We start from the raw sequence: 20,778 nt of genomic DNA on the forward strand, positions 1-20,778 counted from the left end.
GGCCCAACATGGATCACGCTAAGCAGTTGATCGCAGTAATCGATGAGCCTGGCCCCGAGCGCGATGCGCTGGCCGAGGCGATTACTTGCGACGGCATGTGGGTGTACGCCGCCGATAACATAGCCCATTTGCCTAACGGCACTGCGTTGATCGTCGCCCATGCGCGCGCTGTGCCGCGGCAGCAATGGTCGCCGTTAACGCTTCGGCTGCCCACGCTCATCGTGAGTGACTCTCGCCAGGATGCTGACCTGATCAAGGCGATCGATGTGGGGCTGGTGGATTATATCGTGCACCCGCTGCGCCATACTGAACTACTGCGCCGGATGATTCGCAAAGCGATCGAGCTGCACGCTTTGGCGCAGGAGCGTGACCGTGACCGTGAGCGCCTGGCAGAGCTCAACGAGAGCCTCGAGACGCACTTGGCGCTATTGCGCATGGATCAACAAAGCGGGGGCCATATTCAGCGCCGATTGTTGCCCGCGCATCCCAAAGTGATCAGTGGCGTTTACTACGACTACTGGTTTGCGCCATCGCTGTATTTATCAGGCGACTTTCTTGACTACCAACGTTATAACGATCGCTTCAGTGCGTTCTACTTTGCCGATGTGTCGGGGCATGGCGCGTCGTCTGCTTTCGTGACGGTGCTGCTCAAATATCTGTGTAACCGTTGGCTCAACGAGTGGGATGGCCAAGCCCCAGAGCAATTGCCCCCCCACTGGCTCGCGGCGATGAACCGTGAGCTGCAGGATACCGATATTGGAAAACATGCCACTTTATTCGTCGGTGTTATTGACCATGAGGCGCATACTCTTCACTATTCGCTCGGTGCTCAGCTACCGATGCCGCTGCTCGCGGCCGACGGTAAACTAGAGCGTCTTGCTGGGGAAGGGATGCCGGTAGGCCTTTTCCCCGATGTGGAGTATCCTTCGCTTAGCTGTGCTTTACCGGCCAATTTTCGTTTATGGCTGTGTTCAGACGGTGTATTGGAATGCTTGCCGGGTAAAACGCTCGACACGCGGCTCACGGAACTTGAGCAACTCGTTAGCGAAAGTGTCACGCTTGAGCAGCTGCGCGACCGGCTAGCCAGCACCAACTCGCTCCTCGAAAAGGGCGATGCGGATGATGAGGCGAACCAAGACCGCGATGCTTTACCCGATGACCTGACAATCATGATGGTGAGCGGATTTGGTCATGCTGATTGAAGAGGGCCGTATCAAAGCGGCGTTCGACTCTGGTGTTTTTGTCTTGAAGCTCTGCGGAGACGTGCGACTGACGCTGTGTGCCACGCTCGATACGCAAGCGCAACGCCTTGCCCAAACCCCTGGGCTCCAGGCGGTGATGATCGACCTGCGCGAAGCGACCAACGTGGATTCCACCGCGCTTGGCTTCCTTGCGAAAGTCGCTATGGCCGTCAAAGGGCGGTTGGAGCAGCCCCCGACGATCATTGCCGATAACCCCGACGTGCGTCAGATGCTCGACGTCATGGGATTTGCGCGCTTTTTTACGCTAATGGAAGCGCCTCTGCAGCCCACTACCCCGCTCAGTTCATCGATGCAAGATTTGCCAGCCGAGCCTGCCGATGAAGAGGGCCTGCGCACACGTATTTTGGAAGCGCACCGTATTTTGATGCACATGAACGAGCATAATCGTGAGCAGTTTCAACCGCTGGTCGAAATGCTCGAATCGCAATCGACGGTGACACATAAGTAAAACGCCCTCTTAGCGAGCGGTTAAGAGGGCGTCATGGTTGGAGGCTGCCGAGGCAGCGCTTACCCTTGGCGTAGCGCGCTCAGCAGTTCCTCGAGCTTACGCTGGTCGGCCATGAATTTGCGAATACCCTCGGCCAACTTGTCTGTCGCCATTTCGTCTTCGTTCATCTCCCACCGGAAATCGGCCTGCGCTAGCGCTTGCTCGATGGAGCTGCTAGCACCCATGGGCGTTAACTGCCGTGGCAATTCACCCTGCAGCTCGTCGAGTTCGTTGAGCAGAGCAGGGGAGATGGTGAGTCGATCGCAGCCAGCGAGTGCCTGAATTTCATCGACGTTCCGGAAGCTCGCTCCCATGACGATCGTGGGGTAGCCATGGCCTTTATAGTAGTCGTAGATGCGTTTTACCGACTGTACGCCCGGATCATTGGCGCCGCTAAAGTCGGCTTCCGGCGAACGGGCTTTGTGCCAGTCGAGGATGCGGCCAACGAACGGTGAAATGAGCGTGGCACCGGCGTCGGCACATGCCTGCGCCTGAGCAAAGCCGAATAGCAATGTCAGATTGGTACGAATGCCGTCGCGCTCCAACTGGCGGGCGGCCTGAATGCCTTCCCAGGTAGAGGCCATCTTGATCAGAATACGCTCCGGGCCCACGCCGTGTTGGGCATAGCGTTCGATGAGCGAGTGCGCCTTGGCAATCGTGGCGTCACGGTCAAACGAGAGGCGGGCGCTGACTTCGGTCGATACGTAGCCGGGTACCAGCTTGCTAATTTCGCTACCGATATCCACCGCTACACGATCGACCGCGTCGTCCAGATCGGTGCTGTCTTTGGCAATACTGGCCAAGCGAGCCCGTCGCTCTTCTTGCTGGGCAGCTTGAAGAATCAGCGATGGATTGGTGGTGGCGTCCTTGGGCTGAAAACGGCGGATGGCCTCTAGGTCTCCCGTATCGGCTACCACAGTGGTCATCTCTTTCAATTGGTTTAATAGGCTAGTGGCCATGCAGTGCTCCTTGTTTGAGTCAAGGTTACTCTAACAAGGCTGACTCACGTTGAGTATGGTTGATCGGTAACGTTGGCGAAGAATCTGCGGCGCGCCACTGGTAATCAGATGCCCGGCGCTGTTGGTTTACCTTGAATTGGGCCGCTTGCTCGCGCATCCCTTCGGCGGCCGACTCCAGCGACATGGCGTCTTGTGCGGTGGCATCGACCTGCCCAGCATTCGCCTGTGTCACATGGGTTTGTTCCTGTAATGTTTTGTTGATCTCTTCGATGTGCTGGTGTTGCAGGTGGGCAGCATCGGCGATGTCGGTGATTACTCGGCGGGTCGAGGAGATCGAGCCCACCATCTCTTCGAACTGTTGGCTGGCATCGCGGGATAGCTGATTACCCCGCTCGATACTCGCATTGGAAGATGCCAATAAGTGACGAATTTGGGTCGCGGCTTCTGCGCTGCGGGTGGCCAGTGAGCGTACTTCTGCAGCCACGACGGCAAAGCCGCGGCCCTGCTCACCCGCTCGCGCGGCTTCTACCGAGGCGTTGAGAGCGAGCAGGTTCGTTTGGAACGAAATGCTATTGATGACATTGACGATGTCGTTGACCTGCTTGGCGTGGGTGTCGATCTCTTCCATGGTCGACAGAAAGGCTTCCATGGTCTGGTGGCTCCGCTGTGCCTGCACCGTCGCATGTTCGGTTAACTCTTTGGCCTGGAGAGCATGTTCAGCGGTGTGCGCCACACTATCGGTTAACGTATGGACGTTAGTTGCCGTGCTGTCCAGCGAGGTGGTTTGCTGATGAGTGCGTGTGGCGAGGTCCTCATTACCCAATGCCAAACGCTGAGCGCTTTGGAAGACGTGCTGACTGTTGTCATGTAGCTGGGTGACGGTGCCAATGAGAGAGGTTTGCATGACGCCCAAGGCAGCATAGAGCTGGCCGATTTCATTGTTACCTCGAGCGGGAACCGCCTTGCTCAAATCCCCGTCGGCCATATGACGGAAGTGGACGATCAAGTGGCGAATGGGCTGAAGCAACTGGTAATGCCCAAGCCATATCAGCGATCCCATGAGTGCGAGTGAGATCGCCATACCCAGGGCCAAGCCAACAGCGACCATGCCACCACGCTGCTCGGCCTTTTGCATCAGACTGATGCCTTGCTGATCGGCGACCTGATAAAATGCGCGTGCATGACTGGCTAGCGCCTCGCTGTGCGCCATGGCTTCCAGCGTGATTTGTCGATAGCCACTGCGGTCACCGGAGGTGATGGCATCGTGCTGCGCATTCATGCTAGCCAGCAGTTGATGGGCTCTATCATCGATGGCATCGCGTAGCGCTAAATACGGGCTGTTCTGTGTGGCTTGCAGAAAGCTCTCAAGTGCCTGTGACATTTCGTTCAACTCGTATTCGACCGCTTCCAGCGCTGCAATAGGATCACCGAGCGAGGGGCGCAGTTGTCGCTCTAAAGCGCGATCCATGCGATTGAGTCCTTCTAAACTGGCGATGTGTAGTCGATTCAGCGAAGACGCTTGCTGCACGTTGACCAGCTCTAAAGCGGCCAGATCACGCTGGCTCTGCTGCATGATTTGCCATGCTAGCGCGGCAAACATCAGCAGGCAGCCCGCCATCAAGAGCAGTGCCGATAGGCTCAGCTGGCGTAACGAAATGTTTTCAAGTTTTGTGAGTGTCATCATGCCCCCAGGTATTCCTCATTCGACTCATGAAACCAGCTTAATAGGCAAATGTTTCAGTTCTGAGTGAACGGTGCGAGATCCTGGGGTTGAGTGTATGATTAGCGTCCTATCTAAATGGCCGCCAGGCGGTCGACCAGCGTAGCTGTGAGGAGATGTATGGAACTCAATCCGCGTCGCGTGGCGCTTTTGGTGGCGGCGAATACGGTATTGGCCCCTTTTGCGATAGATGCTTATCTGCCAGCCATGGGCGTGTTGGCGGAGAGTATCGATGCCAGCATTCACCATACCGAGCTTTCCATTAGCATGTTCTTGTTCGGCTTTGCGCTGGGGCAGCTCTGTTTTGGGCCTTTGTCGGATCGTATAGGACGCAAACCCGTCCTGCTGAGTGGGCTGGTTGTCTTTATGCTGTCCAGCTTGATGATCACCACTGCTGATAGTTTGACCTCACTGTTGATATGGCGATTCGTACAAGCACTGGGAGGCGGGGCTTGCGTGGTGAATTCGGCAGCCATTGTGCGTGACTGCTTCAGCGGGCGTGAGGCTGCCAAGGTCATGTCTACCATGGCCATGATCATGATGCTGGCCCCGCTGGTGGCTCCGGCGGTTGGGAGTCTGCTGCTGCATATTGCAGGCTGGTGGCTGATCTTCGTCTTTCTAGCGGTCTATGCTGGGTTCTTATTATGGCTGTTGGGCACGCGATTGCCCGAAACCCGTGACCCCAGTTGGCCCGCCGCCACCCCACGTCAGGTGTTGGGCAACTACGCCAGCGTGCTGCGTCACCGAGAGGGAATGGGCTACATTTGTGCGGTGGCCGCCTCTTTTGCAGGCCTGTTCGCTTTCGTGACGGCATCACCGTTTCTCTACTTAGACTACTTCTCCCTCTCTCCGGGAATTTACCCGCTGGTGTTTGGTGTCAATGTGGTCATCATTGCTCTCTCTAATCGGCTGAATATTCATCTTCTGCGCAAGCGGACGCCGCAGCAGAACCTGCGGTTTGGTTTGGCGGTACAGCTATTCGCGGCGTTGGCGTTAGTCGTCACGACGGCGCTTGGCCTGGCTTCATTACCTGTCGTGGTGGTGTTGGTAATGCTCTTCACTGGGATGATTGGACTGATTACACCCAATGCCATTTCGTCGCTGCTGGATCATTTCGGTCATATCAGCGCCACGGCCACGGCACTACTGGGGGGCATCCAGTTTAGCTGTGGCGCGTTGGCGGGTGTACTCGTGGGACTCTTCCAGGTCGAGCATCTTTGGCCAATGGTGCTAACCATGTTAGGGGCGGCGCTGCTTGGGAATATTGGGGTGAGAAAGCTTACTCGGGTGTCTTGAGCGTGATGGTATTGGAAGGGTTGGAGCTCTCGCTAGGACTTTCACTGGATAGGTGGCTTGCCTGTGCCGGGGTGCTGCTACTAGGTGCCTTCGTACAGCGTGCGACGGGGTTTGGCCTTGCCGTCGTTGGGGCGCCGCTGCTGCTGATGCTGGAGCCTCGGTTGGTGCCTGTCGTACTGGTGCTGTTTGGTTTTACGGTATCGCTAATGATGGTACGTCGCTATTGGCACGAAGTGCATCTGAGCGAGATCGGCGTGGCACTGGTGGGGCGGCTGCCGGGTAATGGGCTGGGCATCTGGCTGCTGCTGGCGGCGCCCATGGCCGTGCTGGAAGCGCTGATTGCCGCCATCGTGCTGTTTGCGGTCGGTGTCACGCTGTGCCGTTTTCATGTGCCGGTGAATCGCGTCACGCTGTTCGTGGCCGGTGTGCTGTCGGGCATCTTCGGCACCATGGCGGCGATTGGTGGGCCGCCCATCGTGCTATTGATGCACGGCTTTTCGCCCGATCGAATGCGCGGTAATTTGGCGGCCTTTTTCGTCATCACCTCGCTGTTGACTCTGGCGACGCTGGCGCTGGCGGGGCAGCTCAGCGCATGGCATTTCAAGCTGGCACTGACGTTTTTGCCTGCCGTATTGGTCGGCAATGCGTTGGCCGATGCAGTGGCCCACCGGCTGGATAAAGTGCTGCTGCAGCGCTGTTCATTGGCACTATGCACGCTAGCAGCACTGGGGCTGCTGCTTTGAAGTCCTTGGGCCAACGCTTCGTTAACATTCCTTGCTAAAAAAATTACCACTGTCATATTTCTGCAATCGTCACTGTGCAAACTCCTCGGTGTGAAAGGCCAATCGCCAACATTGCCGAACGGGTTAATTCAAGCAGCCCAGGCATGAAACCAGAGGGGACATGACGATGAAAGTAACGAAAAAGACACTTGGTGTTGTTGTTGCTGCCGCACTCGCTACCGGCGTATCGACTGCCGCCGTAGCTCGTGACACGGTGCAGATTGCCGGTTCTTCCACTGTACTTCCGTTTGCCAGTATCGTTGCCGAAGAGTTTGGTAACACCTATCCCCAGTTCAACACGCCGGTCGTCGGTTCTGGCGGCTCCGGTGGCGGTTTGCGTCAGTTCTGCCAGGGCGTTGGCGAAAACACCATTGACATCGCCAACGCTTCTCGCGCCATTCGCAGCGGCGAAGTGGCCAGCTGTAACGAAAATGGCGTCAACGAAATTCTCGAAGTGATGTTCGGCTATGATGGTATCGTGTTTGCTTCTCGTATCGACCGTGGAGAGTTCGCGTTAACGCCTGAGCACGTGTTCAAAGCCGCTGCCGCACAAGTTACCCACGAGGGTGAGTTGGTCGACAACCCCTACACTCGCTGGAACGAAATCGACAGCAGCCTACCCGATCAGGAGATCGTGTTGGTCATTCCGGCTTCCAACCACGGCACCCGTGAAGTGTTCGAAGAGAAAGTCGTGCACGCTGGTTGTGAAAGCGACGCCAACGTAGAAGGCGATGCGTGTAATGCGCTGCGTGGCGATGGCCGTATCGTCGAGATTGCTGGCGATTACACCGAAACTCTGGCCCGCTTGGATGCCCAGGCTGATGCCGTTGGCGTATTTGGTCTGAGCTTCTACGATCAAAACCGTGATCGCTTGCAAGTGGCCACGGTAGATGGCGTAACCCCGAGCCTGGAAACCATCGGTTCGGGCGAGTATCCCGTCTCTCGTCCGTTGTTCTTCTACGTCAAGGGTGAGCACCTGGACGTTATTCCTGGCTTGGCCGAGTATACCGAGTTCTTCTTGAATGACATGATCTCTGGCTATGGCAGCCCGCTGGAAGACGCTGGTCTCATTCCGATGAGCGAAGAAGAGCGTGCTGAAGCACTGGCTGAGTTCCAGGCCCGTACCGTGGTAAGCGTAGAAGAGTAAGACTGCCCTTGTCGCTTGATAGCGATGTGTAGGTAGGTATTGCGCCAGCATCATGAAAATGATGCTGGCGCTTGAACGTAGGAAATCATGGGCGGAGAGAGAATGAGTAACATTGCCTTGATAGCCACGCTACTCGTGATAATGGCCTTGGCTTACCACTTAGGGTTAACACGTAGTCGCGCGGTTGCGGCAGAGCACGATGTGCGGATGCATTCGCGCCCCGGTTATTATGGAGCGTTGGTGGCCCTTTGGTGCGGGTTGCCAGCGCTTGCGCTGTTTATATTGTGGTCGCTGCTGGCGCCACAATTGATGGATATGCTGGTCGTTCAACAACTGCCCCCCGAGCTAGTGGCGGGTATGAACGAACGTGAAATGGCTACCTTGTTACGGCGCATTACTGCGCTAGCCAACGAGCGAAATGTGGCGGGTGGCGGAAGCCCCGAAGAATTAGCGGCGGCCGCTCACATGGCTCGCTTGCAGACCTTTCAGAACACGACCCTGATCGCCCTGATGGCCGTTGTGGCGGTGGTGGGGCTGGTGCTTGCTCGCCGTCGCGTTTCCCCCCAATGGCGTGCACGTAACCATGTCGAAAAAGTGATCTCTATTGCGCTGGCTTCTTGCTCGGCCATTGCGATTTTCACCACCGTGGGCATCGTGCTATCGATGCTGGGCGAAGCGCTGAAGTTCTTTAGCTTCATCAGTCCAGCAGAGTTCTTCTTTGGAACGACCTGGAATCCTCGCTTCAGTACCTCGGGCACCGATGCGCAAGGCGAATTTGGTTTACTGCCTCTGCTATGGGGCACCATGATGGTGAGTATCATTGCTTTGTTGGTGGCCATCCCTGTGGGCCTGATGACGGCGATTTACATGGCCGAGTACGCTCCCCCTTGGCTGCGTAGTGTGGCCAAGCCGATCATCGAAGTGCTGGCGGGTATTCCCACGATCGTTTACGGTTTTTTCGCGTTGATCGTCATCGGTCCGTTTTTGTCTAGCCTTGGGGATGTGGTGGGCATCAACATTCGCACCACCAGTGCACTGACGGCGGGTTTGGTGATGGGCATCATGATCATTCCATTCGTCTCGTCCTTGTCAGACGACATCATTACCCAAGTGCCTAAGTCGTTGCGCGATGGTGCGCTAGGGTTGGGTGCAACGAAGTCCGAAACGATTCGCCAAGTAGTGTTGCCTGCTGCGCTTCCAGGTATCGTCGGTGCGTTTTTGTTGGCCGCCAGCCGCGCCATTGGTGAAACCATGATCGTGGTATTGGCGGCTGGTAATAATCCGGTGCTTCACGGCAATCCGTTCGAAGCGGTGTCGACCATTACGGTGACCATCGTCAACCAGCTGACAGGGGATATGGACTTTGCCAGCCCGCAGTCGCTGGTGGCTTTTGCTCTGGGGCTGACGCTGTTCGTCATTACCCTTGGCCTGAATGTCATCGCACTGGTTGTGGTGCGTAAATACCGCCAGCAATACGAGTAAGCGACCATGTCTATTACGATTGAGCAGCGCCGTCAGCACCGTCTGACAACGATCGAAAATTCGCTGGCAAGACGTCATCGTCAAGAAAAGCGTTTCCGCTTTGCGGGTTTGGCCGCGGTAGTGATTGGCCTCACGCTTGTCACCATTCTGTTCATCAGTATTTTGATGCGCGGTGTGCCGGCATTCTGGCAGTCAACTCTGTATCCAGAAATTTACTTCGATCCTGAAGTGATTCAACTTGACGAGAAGCCCGAGCGTGCCAGTGGTGAAAGCCAGGCGGCCTTCGATGAGCGCTACACACAGTGGTTGATTCAAGCGGGAATGGTAAATTGGCAGTCGCTGATCGACCGCGCCATGGAAGAGGCGTTAGGTGTCGAGGTCGAGCCACGCCAACTGCGCGACTTACGTGCATTAGTCGCGTCGGATGAGCGTTTTTCCCTGCGCGATCAATTCGTCGAGAATCCTTCCCTGTTGGGTCAGACCGTCGAAGTTAAAATGCTGGCCGCTGCGGATGTCGATGTCTGGATAAAAGGCAATATCGACCGCTCCCTGCCGGATTCACGCCAGCAGCTAAGCGCTCAAACGCGCGAGTGGGCGGATCTTCTTTACGATGAAAATGTCATTCGTAACTCTTTCAGCACCTCGTTGTTCCTCAATACGGACTCGCGCAGCTCGCCTGCGTCGGCAGGCCTGGCAGGCGCGTTTATGGGGTCGCTGTTCATGATGCTGATCGTGATCGTGCTATCGGTACCGATTGGTGTGGCTAGCGCCATCTACCTCGAAGAGTTCGCCCCTAAGAACCGGCTGACCGATCTCGTCGAGATCAATATCAATAACTTGGCGGCAGTGCCCTCCATCGTGTTTGGCTTGCTGGGGGCCTCCATCTTCATTGGCTATCTGGGCTTGCCGCTATCAGCCCCGCTGGTGGGTGGCCTAGTGCTGACGCTGATGACCTTGCCGACCATCATTATCGCGACTCGGGCGTCGCTGCGCTCTATTCCTCCCTCCATACGCCAGGCGGCCTTGGGAATTGGAGCGTCGAGAGTGCAGACCGTTTTCCATCATGTGCTGCCTTTGGCGCTGCCCGGTATTCTAACGGGTTCCATTCTGGGCGTTGCCCAGGCGCTGGGTGAGACGGCGCCGCTGCTGTTGATCGGCATGAATGCATTCGTATCCAACGTGCCTGCTACGCCGTTGGACCAGTCTGCTGCGCTACCCGTGCAAATCTATCTATGGCAGGGTAACGAGCTACGTAATTTCTTCGAAGCGCGTACGTCAGCGGCCATCATTGTACTGCTGGGGTTGATGCTGAGCCTGAATGCACTGGCAATCTGGCTGCGTAAAAAATTCGAGACGAGGTGGTAAGTGAATACTTCAACAGAGCCAAAGACATCCCCTATGGTGAGCGTAGGCGCTGGCGAGAGCCGCACCAGTAAAGCCACTGATACGGTCAAGATGAGCGCCCAGAACGTCAAGGTCTTTTACGGTGCCAGCCAAGCGATCAACGGCATCGACTTGGACGTATACGAAAACGAGGTGTTGGCGTTCATCGGGCCTTCTGGCTGCGGTAAGTCTACCTTTCTGCGCTGTTTGAACCGTATGAACGATACCATCGACATCTGTCGGGTGGAGGGCAAGATCACCCTGGATGACAAGGACATCTATGCGCCGGATCGCGATGTCGTGTTGCTACGCGCTCAAGTAGGTATCGTGTTTCAAAAGCCTAACCCGTTCCCCAAATCGATTTATGAAAATATCGCCTATGGTCCGCGTTTGCACGGGCTGGCAAAACGCAAGGCGGAGTTGGATGACATCGTCGAAAGTAGCTTACGCCGTGCAGGCCTCTGGGACGAAGTGAAAGATCGCCTCGATCAGCCGGGGACCGGTTTGTCGGGGGGGCAACAACAGCGCCTGTGCATTGCCCGTACCGTGGCCGTTAGCCCGGACGTCATTTTGATGGACGAACCCTGTTCGGCCCTGGACCCCATCGCGACGGCCAAGGTCGAGCAACTGATCGATGAACTCAGCGAGAGCTACACCATCGTCATGGTGACGCACAACATGCAGCAGGCGGCACGCGTGGCGGATCGCACGGCGTTCTTCCACATGGGTGACTTGGTGGAGGTCGATAGCACCGACGAGATCTTCACTAATCCGCAAGACCAGCGTACCCACGACTACATCACGGGGCGCTTCGGATGATGTAGCGCCGCTCACTCCCTATCGCGCAGGCGGCTTGTCGCCTGCGCGATAGAACGCTGCTTTTTTTTGATCTTTAATATATGATTTTTCATATATCTAGCTCGCTTTGCTCTGGAGGTTCAGCATGTCACTACGCATTGGTATCAACGGATTTGGCCGTATTGGTCGTTTGGCACTGCGCAGTCTGTGGGCGCGAGCCGCTGCCGACGAGGTAACGTTGGTGCGCATCAACGACCCCGGCGGCGATGCGGCGACGTTTGCCCATTTGCTGGAGTTTGACTCGGTACATGGTCCGTGGGCGCCGGGGCAGGGCATCGACGCCGCCCCAGAGGCGATCACCATCGATGGCCGTACTATCGCCTTTAGCGCCCACAAGACGATTGCCGAAGGTGATTGGTCCGGGTGCGATGTGGTGATCGAATGCTCCGGCAAAATGAAAACCACGGAGAAGCTGCAGGCCTACCTGGATCAGGGGGTCGATCGTGTGGTGGTGAGTGCGCCGGTCAAGGAGGAGGGCGTGCTCAACGTGGTGGTGGGTGTCAACGATCATCTGTTCGAACCCGCTACGCACCGCATCGTCACCGCGGCCAGCTGCACCACCAACTGTCTGGCCCCCGTGGTCAAGGTCATTCTAGAAACGTTCGGCATCCGTCATGGTTCCATGACCACGGTGCATGACATTACCAATACCCAGACGATTCTGGACGCACCTCACAAGGACCTACGCCGGGCGCGCGCCTGCGGCATGAGCCTGATTCCCACCACCACCGGTTCGGCCAAGGCGATCACGGCCATCTTTCCTGAGCTGACCGGCAAGCTGAACGGCCATGCGATTCGCGTGCCGCTGGCCAATGCCTCGTTGACCGATATGGTATTCGAGCTCGAGCGCGAGGTAACCGTCGAGGAGGTCAATCAGGCGCTCAAGATGGCCGCAGAGGGGCCCTTGAAGGGGATTCTGGGTTACGAGGAGCGGCCGCTGGTGTCCATCGACTATCGCACCGACCCACGCAGCTCGATCATCGATGCACTCTCGACCATGGTGGTGAATGGTACGCAGTTGAAGCTCTACGCCTGGTACGACAACGAGTGGGGCTATGCCAACCGCACCGCTGAGCTTGCCTGGATGGTGGGCAAGGAGCAGGCGCGCCGTGGCTGAGTCGCTCAGGGCACGCATCGGCGCACTGCCTTTCGAAGTGCGCCAGTACATGCTGATCACGGGCAACTACTGGGCGTTTACCATCACCGATGGGGCCCTGCGGATGCTGGTGGTGATGTACTTCCACCAGTTGGGTTACTCGCCGCTGCAAATCGCCATGCTGTTTCTGTTCTACGAAGCGTTTGGGGTGGTGACCAATCTGGTGGGTGGCTGGTTGGGTGCGCGGTTGGGGCTCAACCGCACCATGAACGTGGGGCTGGGGCTGCAGATCGTGGCGCTTGCCATGCTTATGGTGCCTGCCGGGATGCTCACCGTCGTTTGGGTCATGACGGCCCAGGCGCTGTCGGGTATTGCCAAAGACTTGAACAAGATGAGCGCCAAAAGTGCGGTGAAAGTGCTGGTGCCTGCAGATAGTGCCAATGCCAACAGCGCCCTGTACCGCTGGGTAGCGATGTTGACCGGCTCCAAAAATGCCCTGAAAGGGCTGGGCTTTTTTGTGGGCGGCGTGCTGCTGACGCTGATCGGCTTTCGCGGCGCGGTGGTGGCCATGGCGCTGATGCTGGGTGCCGTGCTGGGGCTGTCGCTGTGGCGGTTGAAGGCTGATCTCGGCAAACAGAAGGTCAAGCCAAAGTTTTCCGAGATTTTCTCCAAGTCCCGCGCCATCAATGTGCTTTCGGCGGCGCGCTTCTGCTTGTTTGCCTCTCGAGACGTGTGGTTTGTCGTGGCCTTGCCAGTATTCCTCTATGATCAACATGGCTGGAGCCACTGGACCGTGGGAGGGCTGTTGGCCGCCTGGATCATTGGTTACGGCGGCGTGCAGACCCAGGCGCCCAGGCTCACCGCACTGTTCCATGGAGATGCTCGTATGCTCACGGCTGGCTGGGCAGCCGCGCTTGCCGTGCTCGCCATTCTGATGGCACTGTTGCCTCTGGTTCAAGTGGGGTGGTTGGTGGTGGGGCTGCTGGCCTTTGGCGTGCTGTTTGCCGTCAACTCCAGCTGGCACAGCTATCTGATCGTCCACTACGCCCGTGCCGATGGCGTGTCCATGGACGTAGGCTTCTATTACATGGCCAACGCCATGGGCCGCCTGGTCGGCACGCTGCTCTCGGGCTGGCTCTACATGGCCTATGGTTTGAGTGCGTGCCTGTGGGTGGCGGCGGCGCTGGTGGCTGCCAGCGCACTCATGGCACTGGCGCTGCCCCGGCAGGTGGCTGGCGCGTAGCGGCATGTTGGCATAAGTCTGGTTAGAACGCGCTTCATGTGTCATGAAGCGCGCTTTGAATCAGTCGATCAGCTCGACCGCCACGGCGGTTGCTTCACCGCCACCAATGCACAAGCTGGCGATACCGCGTTTGCCCCCTTTCTGGCGCAAGGCATGAATCAGCGTGGCAATGATGCGTGAGCCGGTAGAGCCGATGGGATGCCCCTGGGCACAGGCGCCGCCAAACACGTTGACCTTTTCATGAGGCAGGCCCAGATCATCCATGGCCATCAGCGTGACGACCGCAAAGGCTTCGTTGATTTCGAACAGGTCTATATCATTGACGCCCCAGCCAAGCTTTTTCATCAGCTTCTCGATGGCTCCCACCGGCGCGATGGTAAATTCGCTGGGATGACGCGAGTGGGTGGCATGTCCCAGCATCCTGGCCAGCGGTTTGACACCGTGACGCTGTGCTGCCTCGTGACTCGATAAAATGAGCGCCGAGGCGCCGTCGGAGATCGAACTCGCATTGGCGGCGGTAATGGTGCCGTCTTTTGCAAACGCTGGGCGCAGTTGGCGAATCTTGTCCAGTTTGGCCTGAAAGGGCTGCTCATCGTGGCATACCACGGTTTCACCCTGGCGGGTCGTCACGGTGACGGGCGCCATCTCCGCATCCAGGTCGCCATGGTTGGTGGCGGCCATAGCCCGTTCCAGCGAGGCAATCGCGAAATCGTCCAGCCGTTCTCGGGTGTAGCCACGCTCGGTGGCCACCTCTTGCGCAAAGACCCCCATCAGCTTTCCGGTTTCGGCATCTTCCAGGCCATCGAGAAACATGTGGTCCTTCAGCTCGCCGTGGCCCAGACGATAGCCGCCGCGTGCCTTGGTCAGCACATGGGGGGCATTCGACATGGATTCCATGCCGCCCGCCAGCACTATTTCTCCACTGCCCGCCTTGATCAGGTCATGGGCCAACATGGCCGCTTTCATGCCAGAGCCGCAGAGTTTATTGATGGTCGTGGCACCATTGGCATCGGGAATGCCCGCTTGGCGCATCGCTTGGCGCGCAGGGCCTTGTTTGACGCCCGCTGGTAGCACGCAGCCCAGGATGCCCTCTTCAATGGCGGCGGCCTCAATGCCCGCCCGCTCGATGGCAGCGCGGAGGGCAACGGCGGCAAGTTCAGGGGCACTCATACTAGACAGGCTGCCCATCATGCCGCCCATCGGGGTGCGGGTGGCAGATAAAAAAACAATGTCGGTAGCGCGACTCATGACCTATCTCCTGATAGCTTTTTTGTGATTATCGAGCTGAGTAGTTAGCGATGCGTTGACCCATTCGCGGGGCTGTGGTTTTCTCCTGAGTAACCAAGCAAGCGCTAGTGTAAATGACATGAATGTAATGAATGCATCTCCTCGCCGCAAGGAATTGACGCGCTTAGCTGCTCAGCTATTCGTCCAAGAGGGCTTTGATCGCACCACGGTGCGCATGTTGGCGCAGGAAATGGGCATTAAGTCGGGTAGCCTGTTTCATCACTTCAAAGATAAGCAAGAAATTCTGGCAGCGGTGATCGAAGAGGGTACCCAAAATGCGCTTGCCATCGCGAAAGCTGCGCTTCAGTCCTGTCCCGACGGTGCAGAGGCACGGCTACATGCTATGGCAAGAGCTCATCTGGAAACACTGTTTGCAGACCGTAACGCCCATGTCGTCGCACTGTTCGAGTGGCGGCGATTGGACCCTGCTGCCAGCGCACATTTGAGTCATCTACGGGATGCTTACGAGGCTCTGTGGGTCGAGGTGATCGATGACGCCTTGGCGGCCGGGCTGATTCATGGTGACCGCTTTCTCGTTTCCCGCTTCATCTTAGGAGCGTTGAACTGGACTGTCCGTTGGTATGACCCCAACGGTCCTCGAACGCCAGACGACCTTGCCGACGAGCTGGTGGCGATGATCCTATCGCGGTGAGCCTAACAGCGAGGCTTCTGTTCGATCGACCAACGTCTAACCTTGTTGCGGCGCTTGCGGCTTGCGCAATAGGTGAAATACTTTTAGCGTTGGTCTATTGGCAGGCTTCCGTTAACGTAAACTGATAATAAAGCTGACAGCGCGTGGAGTTTTGCCTGCTTGAGTGCTCACGACCAACAACATAAGAGAGCCGTCATGACAGCAACATCATCGTCACTTCCCTCGTATTCTTCATTTGTCGAGAAATTTTCAATAGAGAGTGTCGTCGCCAAGCTGGACGACCATCAAGATGGTTACCTGAACGCCTATGAAGCATGCTGCGGAAGGCATGTGCGCCAAGGCCGCGGTGATGTGTTAGCGCTTGTGCATGAAGACACCCAAGGCCAGACCCATACGTTGACCTATGCCGAGCTTGACAGCCAAAGTAGCCAGCTAGCGGGCTGGTTCATAAGCCAAGGGCTTGGTGAGGGCGACCGAATTGCCTGTATGCTGCCTCGTTCTGTCAATTTGCTGGTCGCCGTGCTGGCGACCTGGCGAATCGGTGCGGTCTATCAGCCACTGTTCACCGCTTTTGGCCCTGATGCAGTTGACTATCGGCTCGGTCGTGCTGATACCAAGTTAGTGATTACGGATCACGCCAATCGCTATAAATTCGATGGATTGAGCCAGTGCCCACCCGTATTAGCCGTGGGTGGTGCGAGCAGTGAGCATGGCGATGACCTCGATTGGCAAACGGCATTGACGTATACGTCAATGAGCGATGCGCCACCGCGCCTGTCGCCAGATCAGCCCTTTCTGCAAATGTTCACTTCGGGGACGGTGGGCAAGCCAAAGGGCGTTGCCGTGCCTTTAGCAGGCATGACGGCTTTCGCGCTTTATATGGAGCTCGCTGTGGATCTGCGCGAGGAAGACCGTTTTTGGAACATGGCAGATCCAGGTTGGGCCTACGGCCTTTATTACGCCATCGCGGGGCCGCTGCTACTTGGAGTCACGACCCACTTTTGCGAGGCAGGCTTCAGCGCCGAAGGGGCGCTGGCGTTCATGAAGCGCCATCAGATCACCAATTTTGCTGCGGCACCCACGGCTTACCGTTTGATGAAAGCATCTGGGTTATTCGATGACGCGCATCAAACGTTATCGCTGCGTGCAGCCAGTTCCGCTGGAGAACCGCTTAATACCGAGGTGGTCACCTGGGTGGAAAAATCGTTGGGCTGTCCGGTGATGGACCATTATGGCCAGACGGAAACGGGCATGACCTGTAATAACCATCACTCTCTTGACCATCCCAAGCACGTGGGGGCCATGGGCGTCCCGATGCCGGGCTACCGATTGGCCATTCTCGATGCCGAGTACAATGAGCTGCCGCCCGGTGAACCAGGTGTGCTTGCGGTGGACATTAAGAATTCTCCGGCTCACTTTTTCCAAGGATACACTTGGCAGGAGAAAGATCCCTTCGTCAATGGCTATTACCTGACCGGCGATGTAGTGATTCGTAACGAAGATGGTTCGTTTCAGTTTGCTGGTAGGGACGATGACATCATCACCACGGCGGGCTACCGAGTGGGACCAACGGACGTAGAGAATAGCGTCATGACGCACCCGGCAGTGGCAGAGTCCGCCGCCGTTGGCCAGCCAGATGAGATTCGTGGCGAGATCATCAAATCCTATATCGTACTTCGCGATGGCTACGAGCCCAGCGATGCGCTGGCGGAAGAGATTCGTCAGCAAGTACGTGAACGGCTCTCTACGCATGCTTTTCCTCGTATCATCGAGTTCGTCGATGAGCTGCCCAAAACGCCCAGCGGCAAGATTCAGCGCTTCAAACTGCGTGCTCAAGCGGCCGAACAAGTGCGCCACAGCTCATAATTCACAGGATATCATTCACAGGAAGAGTGCCATGCAGGTCCAGGATCGTACGTTTTTGATTACCGGCGCTGCGTCGGGTTTGGGTGCCGCCACGGCCGAACGGCTGGTAAAGGCGGGCGGGAAGGTGGTGCTGTGCGACATGAGTGATCGTGTGACGGACCTTGCCGTGCAGTTGGGCGCTCACGCGCAAGCATGCATCGCCGACATTACCTCCTCCGACGCCATGCAGGAGGCGGTGAACAAAGCCGTTGCGCTGGGGGGCGAAAGCGGTCTTTCGGGGGTGGTTCATTGTGCCGGTGTGGTCAGCGTAGCCAAGCTGGTGGATCGGCAAGGCAACCCAGCAGATCTCGAGGGCTATGCGCGCACGATTCAGATCAATCTGGTAGGCACTTTCAATGTCATGCGGCTGGCGGCCGCCGCCATGGCCAGCAACCCGCCAGACCAAGGGGGTGAGCGTGGCGTCATCATCAATACCGCATCGATTGCCGCGTTCGATGGGCAAGTCGGTCAGTGCGCCTACAGTGCCTCTAAGGCGGGGGTCGTGGGCATGAGCTTGCCTGCTGCCAGAGAGCTGTCGCGCCACGCGATTCGTGTCATGGCCATTGCGCCAGGGGTGTTCGAAACCCCGATGATGAGCGAGATACCGGATGAAGCCGCCCAAGCGTTGGCCGCTGCGGTGCCTTTTCCCAAGCGTTTGGGCAAGGCCGACGAGTTTGCGCTGCTGGCCGAGCAGATCATCACCAACCCGATGCTCAATGGTGAAGTGATTCGCCTGGATGGTGGTATCCGCATGCAGTGATTTACGCTCAGTAAGCTCTGATAAACAGCCTGCTCGGTTTTTTCGGGCGGGCTTTTTTTTATTTTCAAACCATGACGTTACTAAGGTAAAGACCAAAGTTGTAGTCGGTTTTTCGATTTAATTCAAACGACTGCTTGACTGTGTCGGGTCTGCGCGCTAATTTTCAAACATGTGTTTGAAAGTGGCTGCTGAGTACCAGCTCTTTCAGCCCTCGTTTAGGAGAAGTGACATGCCGAGCTATCAAGCCCCCCTACGTGACATGCGTTTCGTGATGAACGAAATGTTTGATTACCCAAGCCACTACGCGGCACTGCCGAATGGTGAAGAAGCGTCTCCTGACGTCGTTGGGGCGATTCTGGAAGAGGGCGCTCGCTTTGCCCGTGACGTTCTGCTACCACTGAACCAGAGCGGTGATGAAGAGGGCTGCCTGCTGGAAGGTGGGGAGGTCAAAGCGCCCCGTGGTTTCAAGGAAGCCTACCAGCAGTATGTCGAAGGGGGTTGGCCAAGCCTGGCGGCAGATCCTGAGCAGGGTGGACAAGGGCTGCCGCCTTCGCTGGCCATGATGCTCTCCGAAATGATTTGCGCCACCAACCTGGCGTGGGGCATGTACCCGGGGCTTTCCCACGGTGCCGCAGACGCGCTGCGTCATCACGGAACCGATGCCCAAAAGGCTACTTACCTCACCAAGCTGGTCGAGGGCGTCTGGACCGGCACCATGTGCCTGACCGAGCCCCATTGCGGTACCGATCTCGGGCTGATCAAGACCCGTGCGGTTCCTGCGGAAGGCGACGCGTATCAGATCACCGGCACCAAGATTTTCATTTCTGCCGGTGAGCACAATCTGGCCGAGAACATCGTTCATCTGGTGCTGGCCAAGCTGCCGGATGCGCCCGAAGGCTCCAAAGGCATTTCACTGTTCGTCGTACCCAAGTTCCTGCCCGATGCCGAGGGCAACCCCGGGCAGCGTAACGGTGTCAGCTGTGGCTCTCTCGAGCACAAGATGGGTATTCACGGCAACGCGACGTGCGTTATGAACTTCGATGGTGCCACGGGCTACCTGGTAGGCGCGCCGAACAAGGGATTGGCCTGCATGTTCACCATGATGAATGCGGCCCGTCTGGGCGTGGGGATCCAGGGGCTTGGTCTGATGGAAGCCAGCTTCCAGAACTCGCTCGGCTATGCCCGTGATCGTTTGCAGATGCGTGGCCTTTCAGGTGTTCAGGCCCCTGATAAAGCCGCCGACCCGATCATCGTCCATCCTGACGTGCGTCGCATGCTGCTGACCCAAAAAGCTTTTGCCGAAGGCGGTCGCATGCTGGTGCTGTATACCGCCCAGATGCTGGATGTGGTCGAGCATGGCGCAGCAGGCGAAGAGAAGGAGCGTGCCGAGACCTTGCTGGGTCTGCTGACGCCGATCGTGAAGGCCTTCCTGACGGAAGTGGGCTTCGAGTCTACCAATGAAGGCGTGCAGATTTTTGGCGGTCACGGTTTCATCAAAGAGTGGGGCATGGAGCAACTGGTACGTGATGCGCGTATCACGCGCCTCTATGAAGGCACGACCGGTATCCAGGCGCTGGACCTGCTGGGCCGCAAGGTGCTGATGAGCCAGGGTGAATCCCTCAAGGTCTTCACCAAGGAGATTCACAAGTTCTGCCAAGCCGAAGCCGACAACCCTGCGCTCAAGGAATTTATCGAGCCGCTGGCCAAGCTCAATGCCCAGTGGGGTGAGCTCACCATGGGTATCGGTATGAAGGCCATGCAGGATCGTGAAGAAGTAGGGGCCGCCAGCGTCGATTACCTGATGTACTCCGGCTATGTCGCTGTCGCCTATCTGTTTGCTCGCGCTGCCAAGCAAGCCGCTAGTGCACAGGGGGGTGAAGATGCCGCTTTCTACACCGCCAAACTAAATACGGCGCGTTTCTACTACCAGCGTCTGCTGCCACGTACCAAGGCGCACGCCGCCATGATCCAGGCAGGTGCCGGTAGCTTGATGGCGATTTCCAGCGAAGATTTTGGCCTGGGCTTCGAGAGCTGAGCCCACGCCTTTGCCAGGCACTCTCTGGTCAGGGTACTGATCGGTGGTTTGCGGCAGGTTTGCCCTCGGGCATTGCCTGCCGCTTTTTTATCTCGGCTATTTGAAAAATTTTTCACATTAGCCCTTGCCAACCCGGCATCGAATCCGTAAAGTACGCATCCGCTGCCGGGGACGCCCAGCGTTACCAGCGGTGATGAGGTTGGAAAACCTCTTGTTTGTCAGAAAGTTAGAGCTCTGTGGTAGGTTGGTCAGATCGCTCGCTTCGCCCGCTGAAAACAGCGGTTGACAAACACCACGGAATGCGTAGAATACGCCTTCCTCGCTGAGGCAATACGGGTCAGGTCATCGGGCCCGCCGCAGCGACATTAAGAAAGTTGCTCTTTAACAATTTGATCAGGTAATTCATGTGGGCGCTTGCCGATGA

General features: G+C 57.2%; 17 protein-coding genes. 14 read left to right on the top strand and 3 right to left on the bottom strand.

The annotated features are described in order from the left end of the window. The first annotated feature begins 8 nt into the window (after positions 1-8). The gene (locus MHM85_RS10830) at positions 9-1,202 is read left to right on the top strand and encodes a fused response regulator/phosphatase (RefSeq protein WP_139525633.1); all 1,194 of its coding nucleotides are present in this window, start codon (positions 9-11) and stop codon (positions 1,200-1,202) included. Next, entirely contained in the window at positions 1,192-1,710 is a 519-nt protein-coding gene (locus tag MHM85_RS10835; protein WP_139525634.1) for an STAS domain-containing protein, read from the top strand. Before MHM85_RS10830 ends, MHM85_RS10835 begins: the two co-directional genes overlap by 11 nt. Positions 1,711-1,769: 59 nt before the next feature. Here MHM85_RS10835 and tal read toward each other — a convergent pair whose 3' ends face one another. Then, positions 1,770-2,708, bottom strand: coding sequence for a transaldolase (gene tal, locus MHM85_RS10840; protein WP_219863260.1), 939 nt, complete (start codon positions 2,706-2,708; stop codon positions 1,770-1,772). 25 nt (positions 2,709-2,733) lie between these two features. Then, entirely contained in the window at positions 2,734-4,392 is a 1,659-nt protein-coding gene (locus MHM85_RS10845; RefSeq protein WP_239285907.1) for a methyl-accepting chemotaxis protein, read from the bottom strand. Between the two features lie 156 nt (positions 4,393-4,548). Here MHM85_RS10845 and MHM85_RS10850 point away from each other — a divergent pair, with 156 nt between their 5' ends. From MHM85_RS10850 to arsJ, 8 genes are all read left to right on the top strand, one after another. Next, positions 4,549-5,724 carry a multidrug effflux MFS transporter gene (locus MHM85_RS10850; protein WP_239285909.1) on the top strand — a complete coding sequence of 392 codons (1,176 nt, stop codon included), beginning with the start codon at positions 4,549-4,551 and terminating at the stop codon, positions 5,722-5,724. A 5-nt stretch (positions 5,725-5,729) separates the two neighbouring features. Then, positions 5,730-6,467 (top strand): sulfite exporter TauE/SafE family protein, encoded by a 738-nt coding sequence (locus MHM85_RS10855; protein ID WP_239285917.1) that lies wholly within the window; start codon positions 5,730-5,732, stop codon positions 6,465-6,467. Positions 6,468-6,633: 166 nt separating this feature from the next. Next, positions 6,634-7,653 (top strand): substrate-binding domain-containing protein, encoded by a 1,020-nt coding sequence (locus tag MHM85_RS10860; protein ID WP_219863262.1) that lies wholly within the window; start codon positions 6,634-6,636, stop codon positions 7,651-7,653. A 102-nt stretch (positions 7,654-7,755) separates the two neighbouring features. Beyond that, positions 7,756-9,135 carry a phosphate ABC transporter permease subunit PstC gene (gene pstC, locus MHM85_RS10865; protein WP_139525638.1) on the top strand — a complete coding sequence of 460 codons (1,380 nt, stop codon included), beginning with the start codon at positions 7,756-7,758 and terminating at the stop codon, positions 9,133-9,135. Between the two features lie 6 nt (positions 9,136-9,141). Further along, a complete protein-coding gene (gene pstA / locus MHM85_RS10870) occupies positions 9,142-10,500 on the top strand; it encodes a phosphate ABC transporter permease PstA (protein WP_239285911.1) in 1,359 nt (452 codons plus the stop codon). A gap of 90 nt (positions 10,501-10,590) precedes the next feature. Continuing rightward, positions 10,591-11,337, top strand: a complete 747-nt coding sequence (gene pstB, locus MHM85_RS10875; RefSeq protein WP_231125546.1) for a phosphate ABC transporter ATP-binding protein PstB — start codon at positions 10,591-10,593, stop codon at positions 11,335-11,337. Positions 11,338-11,461: 124 nt separating this feature from the next. Continuing rightward, positions 11,462-12,493 (top strand): ArsJ-associated glyceraldehyde-3-phosphate dehydrogenase, encoded by a 1,032-nt coding sequence (locus MHM85_RS10880; protein WP_219863268.1) that lies wholly within the window; start codon positions 11,462-11,464, stop codon positions 12,491-12,493. Further along, entirely contained in the window at positions 12,486-13,715 is a 1,230-nt protein-coding gene (arsJ, locus tag MHM85_RS10885) for an organoarsenical effux MFS transporter ArsJ (RefSeq protein WP_219863270.1), read from the top strand. Before MHM85_RS10880 ends, arsJ begins: the two co-directional genes overlap by 8 nt. Before the next feature lie 60 nt (positions 13,716-13,775). Here the strand turns inward: arsJ and MHM85_RS10890 are convergent, their stop codons facing one another. Next, on the bottom strand, positions 13,776-14,963 hold the full coding sequence (locus MHM85_RS10890) for an acetyl-CoA C-acyltransferase (RefSeq protein ID WP_219863273.1): 1,188 nt from the start codon (positions 14,961-14,963) through the stop codon (positions 13,776-13,778). A gap of 127 nt (positions 14,964-15,090) precedes the next feature. On the opposite strand from MHM85_RS10890, the gene MHM85_RS10895 reads away from it, so the two are divergent. From MHM85_RS10895 to MHM85_RS10910, 4 genes are all read left to right on the top strand, one after another. Continuing rightward, positions 15,091-15,654 (top strand): TetR/AcrR family transcriptional regulator, encoded by a 564-nt coding sequence (locus MHM85_RS10895; RefSeq protein ID WP_139525647.1) that lies wholly within the window; start codon positions 15,091-15,093, stop codon positions 15,652-15,654. 195 nt (positions 15,655-15,849) lie between these two features. Further along, positions 15,850-17,520, top strand: coding sequence for an AMP-binding protein (locus MHM85_RS10900; RefSeq protein WP_139525648.1), 1,671 nt, complete (start codon positions 15,850-15,852; stop codon positions 17,518-17,520). Between the two features lie 31 nt (positions 17,521-17,551). Beyond that, positions 17,552-18,319 carry an SDR family NAD(P)-dependent oxidoreductase gene (locus MHM85_RS10905; RefSeq protein ID WP_219863275.1) on the top strand — a complete coding sequence of 256 codons (768 nt, stop codon included), beginning with the start codon at positions 17,552-17,554 and terminating at the stop codon, positions 18,317-18,319. Between the two features lie 229 nt (positions 18,320-18,548). After that, positions 18,549-20,354: an acyl-CoA dehydrogenase C-terminal domain-containing protein gene (locus MHM85_RS10910; RefSeq protein ID WP_139525650.1), complete on the top strand. Its 1,806-nt coding sequence runs from the start codon at positions 18,549-18,551 to the stop codon at positions 20,352-20,354. Positions 20,355-20,778: the final 424 nt, after the last annotated feature.

The sequence above is a fragment of the Halomonas sp. McD50-4 genome (assembly GCF_022348135.1).
GTDB lineage: Bacteria > Pseudomonadota > Gammaproteobacteria > Pseudomonadales > Halomonadaceae > Vreelandella > Vreelandella piezotolerans.

Coding starts and splice junctions, on each gene's coding strand:
- MHM85_RS10830 (WP_139525633.1), top strand. CDS start 9: ATGGATCACGCTAAGCAGTTGATCGCAGTAATCGATGAGCCTGGCCCC.
- MHM85_RS10835 (WP_139525634.1), top strand. CDS start 1,192: ATGCTGATTGAAGAGGGCCGTATCAAAGCGGCGTTCGACTCTGGTGTT.
- tal (WP_219863260.1), bottom strand. CDS start 2,708: ATGGCCACTAGCCTATTAAACCAATTGAAAGAGATGACCACTGTGGTA.
- MHM85_RS10845 (WP_239285907.1), bottom strand. CDS start 4,392: ATGATGACACTCACAAAACTTGAAAACATTTCGTTACGCCAGCTGAGC.
- MHM85_RS10850 (WP_239285909.1), top strand. CDS start 4,549: ATGGAACTCAATCCGCGTCGCGTGGCGCTTTTGGTGGCGGCGAATACG.
- MHM85_RS10855 (WP_239285917.1), top strand. CDS start 5,730: ATGGTATTGGAAGGGTTGGAGCTCTCGCTAGGACTTTCACTGGATAGG.
- MHM85_RS10860 (WP_219863262.1), top strand. CDS start 6,634: ATGAAAGTAACGAAAAAGACACTTGGTGTTGTTGTTGCTGCCGCACTC.
- pstC (WP_139525638.1), top strand. CDS start 7,756: ATGAGTAACATTGCCTTGATAGCCACGCTACTCGTGATAATGGCCTTG.
- pstA (WP_239285911.1), top strand. CDS start 9,142: ATGTCTATTACGATTGAGCAGCGCCGTCAGCACCGTCTGACAACGATC.
- pstB (WP_231125546.1), top strand. CDS start 10,591: ATGAGCGCCCAGAACGTCAAGGTCTTTTACGGTGCCAGCCAAGCGATC.
- MHM85_RS10880 (WP_219863268.1), top strand. CDS start 11,462: ATGTCACTACGCATTGGTATCAACGGATTTGGCCGTATTGGTCGTTTG.
- MHM85_RS10890 (WP_219863273.1), bottom strand. CDS start 14,963: ATGAGTCGCGCTACCGACATTGTTTTTTTATCTGCCACCCGCACCCCG.
- MHM85_RS10895 (WP_139525647.1), top strand. CDS start 15,091: ATGAATGCATCTCCTCGCCGCAAGGAATTGACGCGCTTAGCTGCTCAG.
- MHM85_RS10900 (WP_139525648.1), top strand. CDS start 15,850: ATGACAGCAACATCATCGTCACTTCCCTCGTATTCTTCATTTGTCGAG.
- MHM85_RS10905 (WP_219863275.1), top strand. CDS start 17,552: ATGCAGGTCCAGGATCGTACGTTTTTGATTACCGGCGCTGCGTCGGGT.
- MHM85_RS10910 (WP_139525650.1), top strand. CDS start 18,549: ATGCCGAGCTATCAAGCCCCCCTACGTGACATGCGTTTCGTGATGAAC.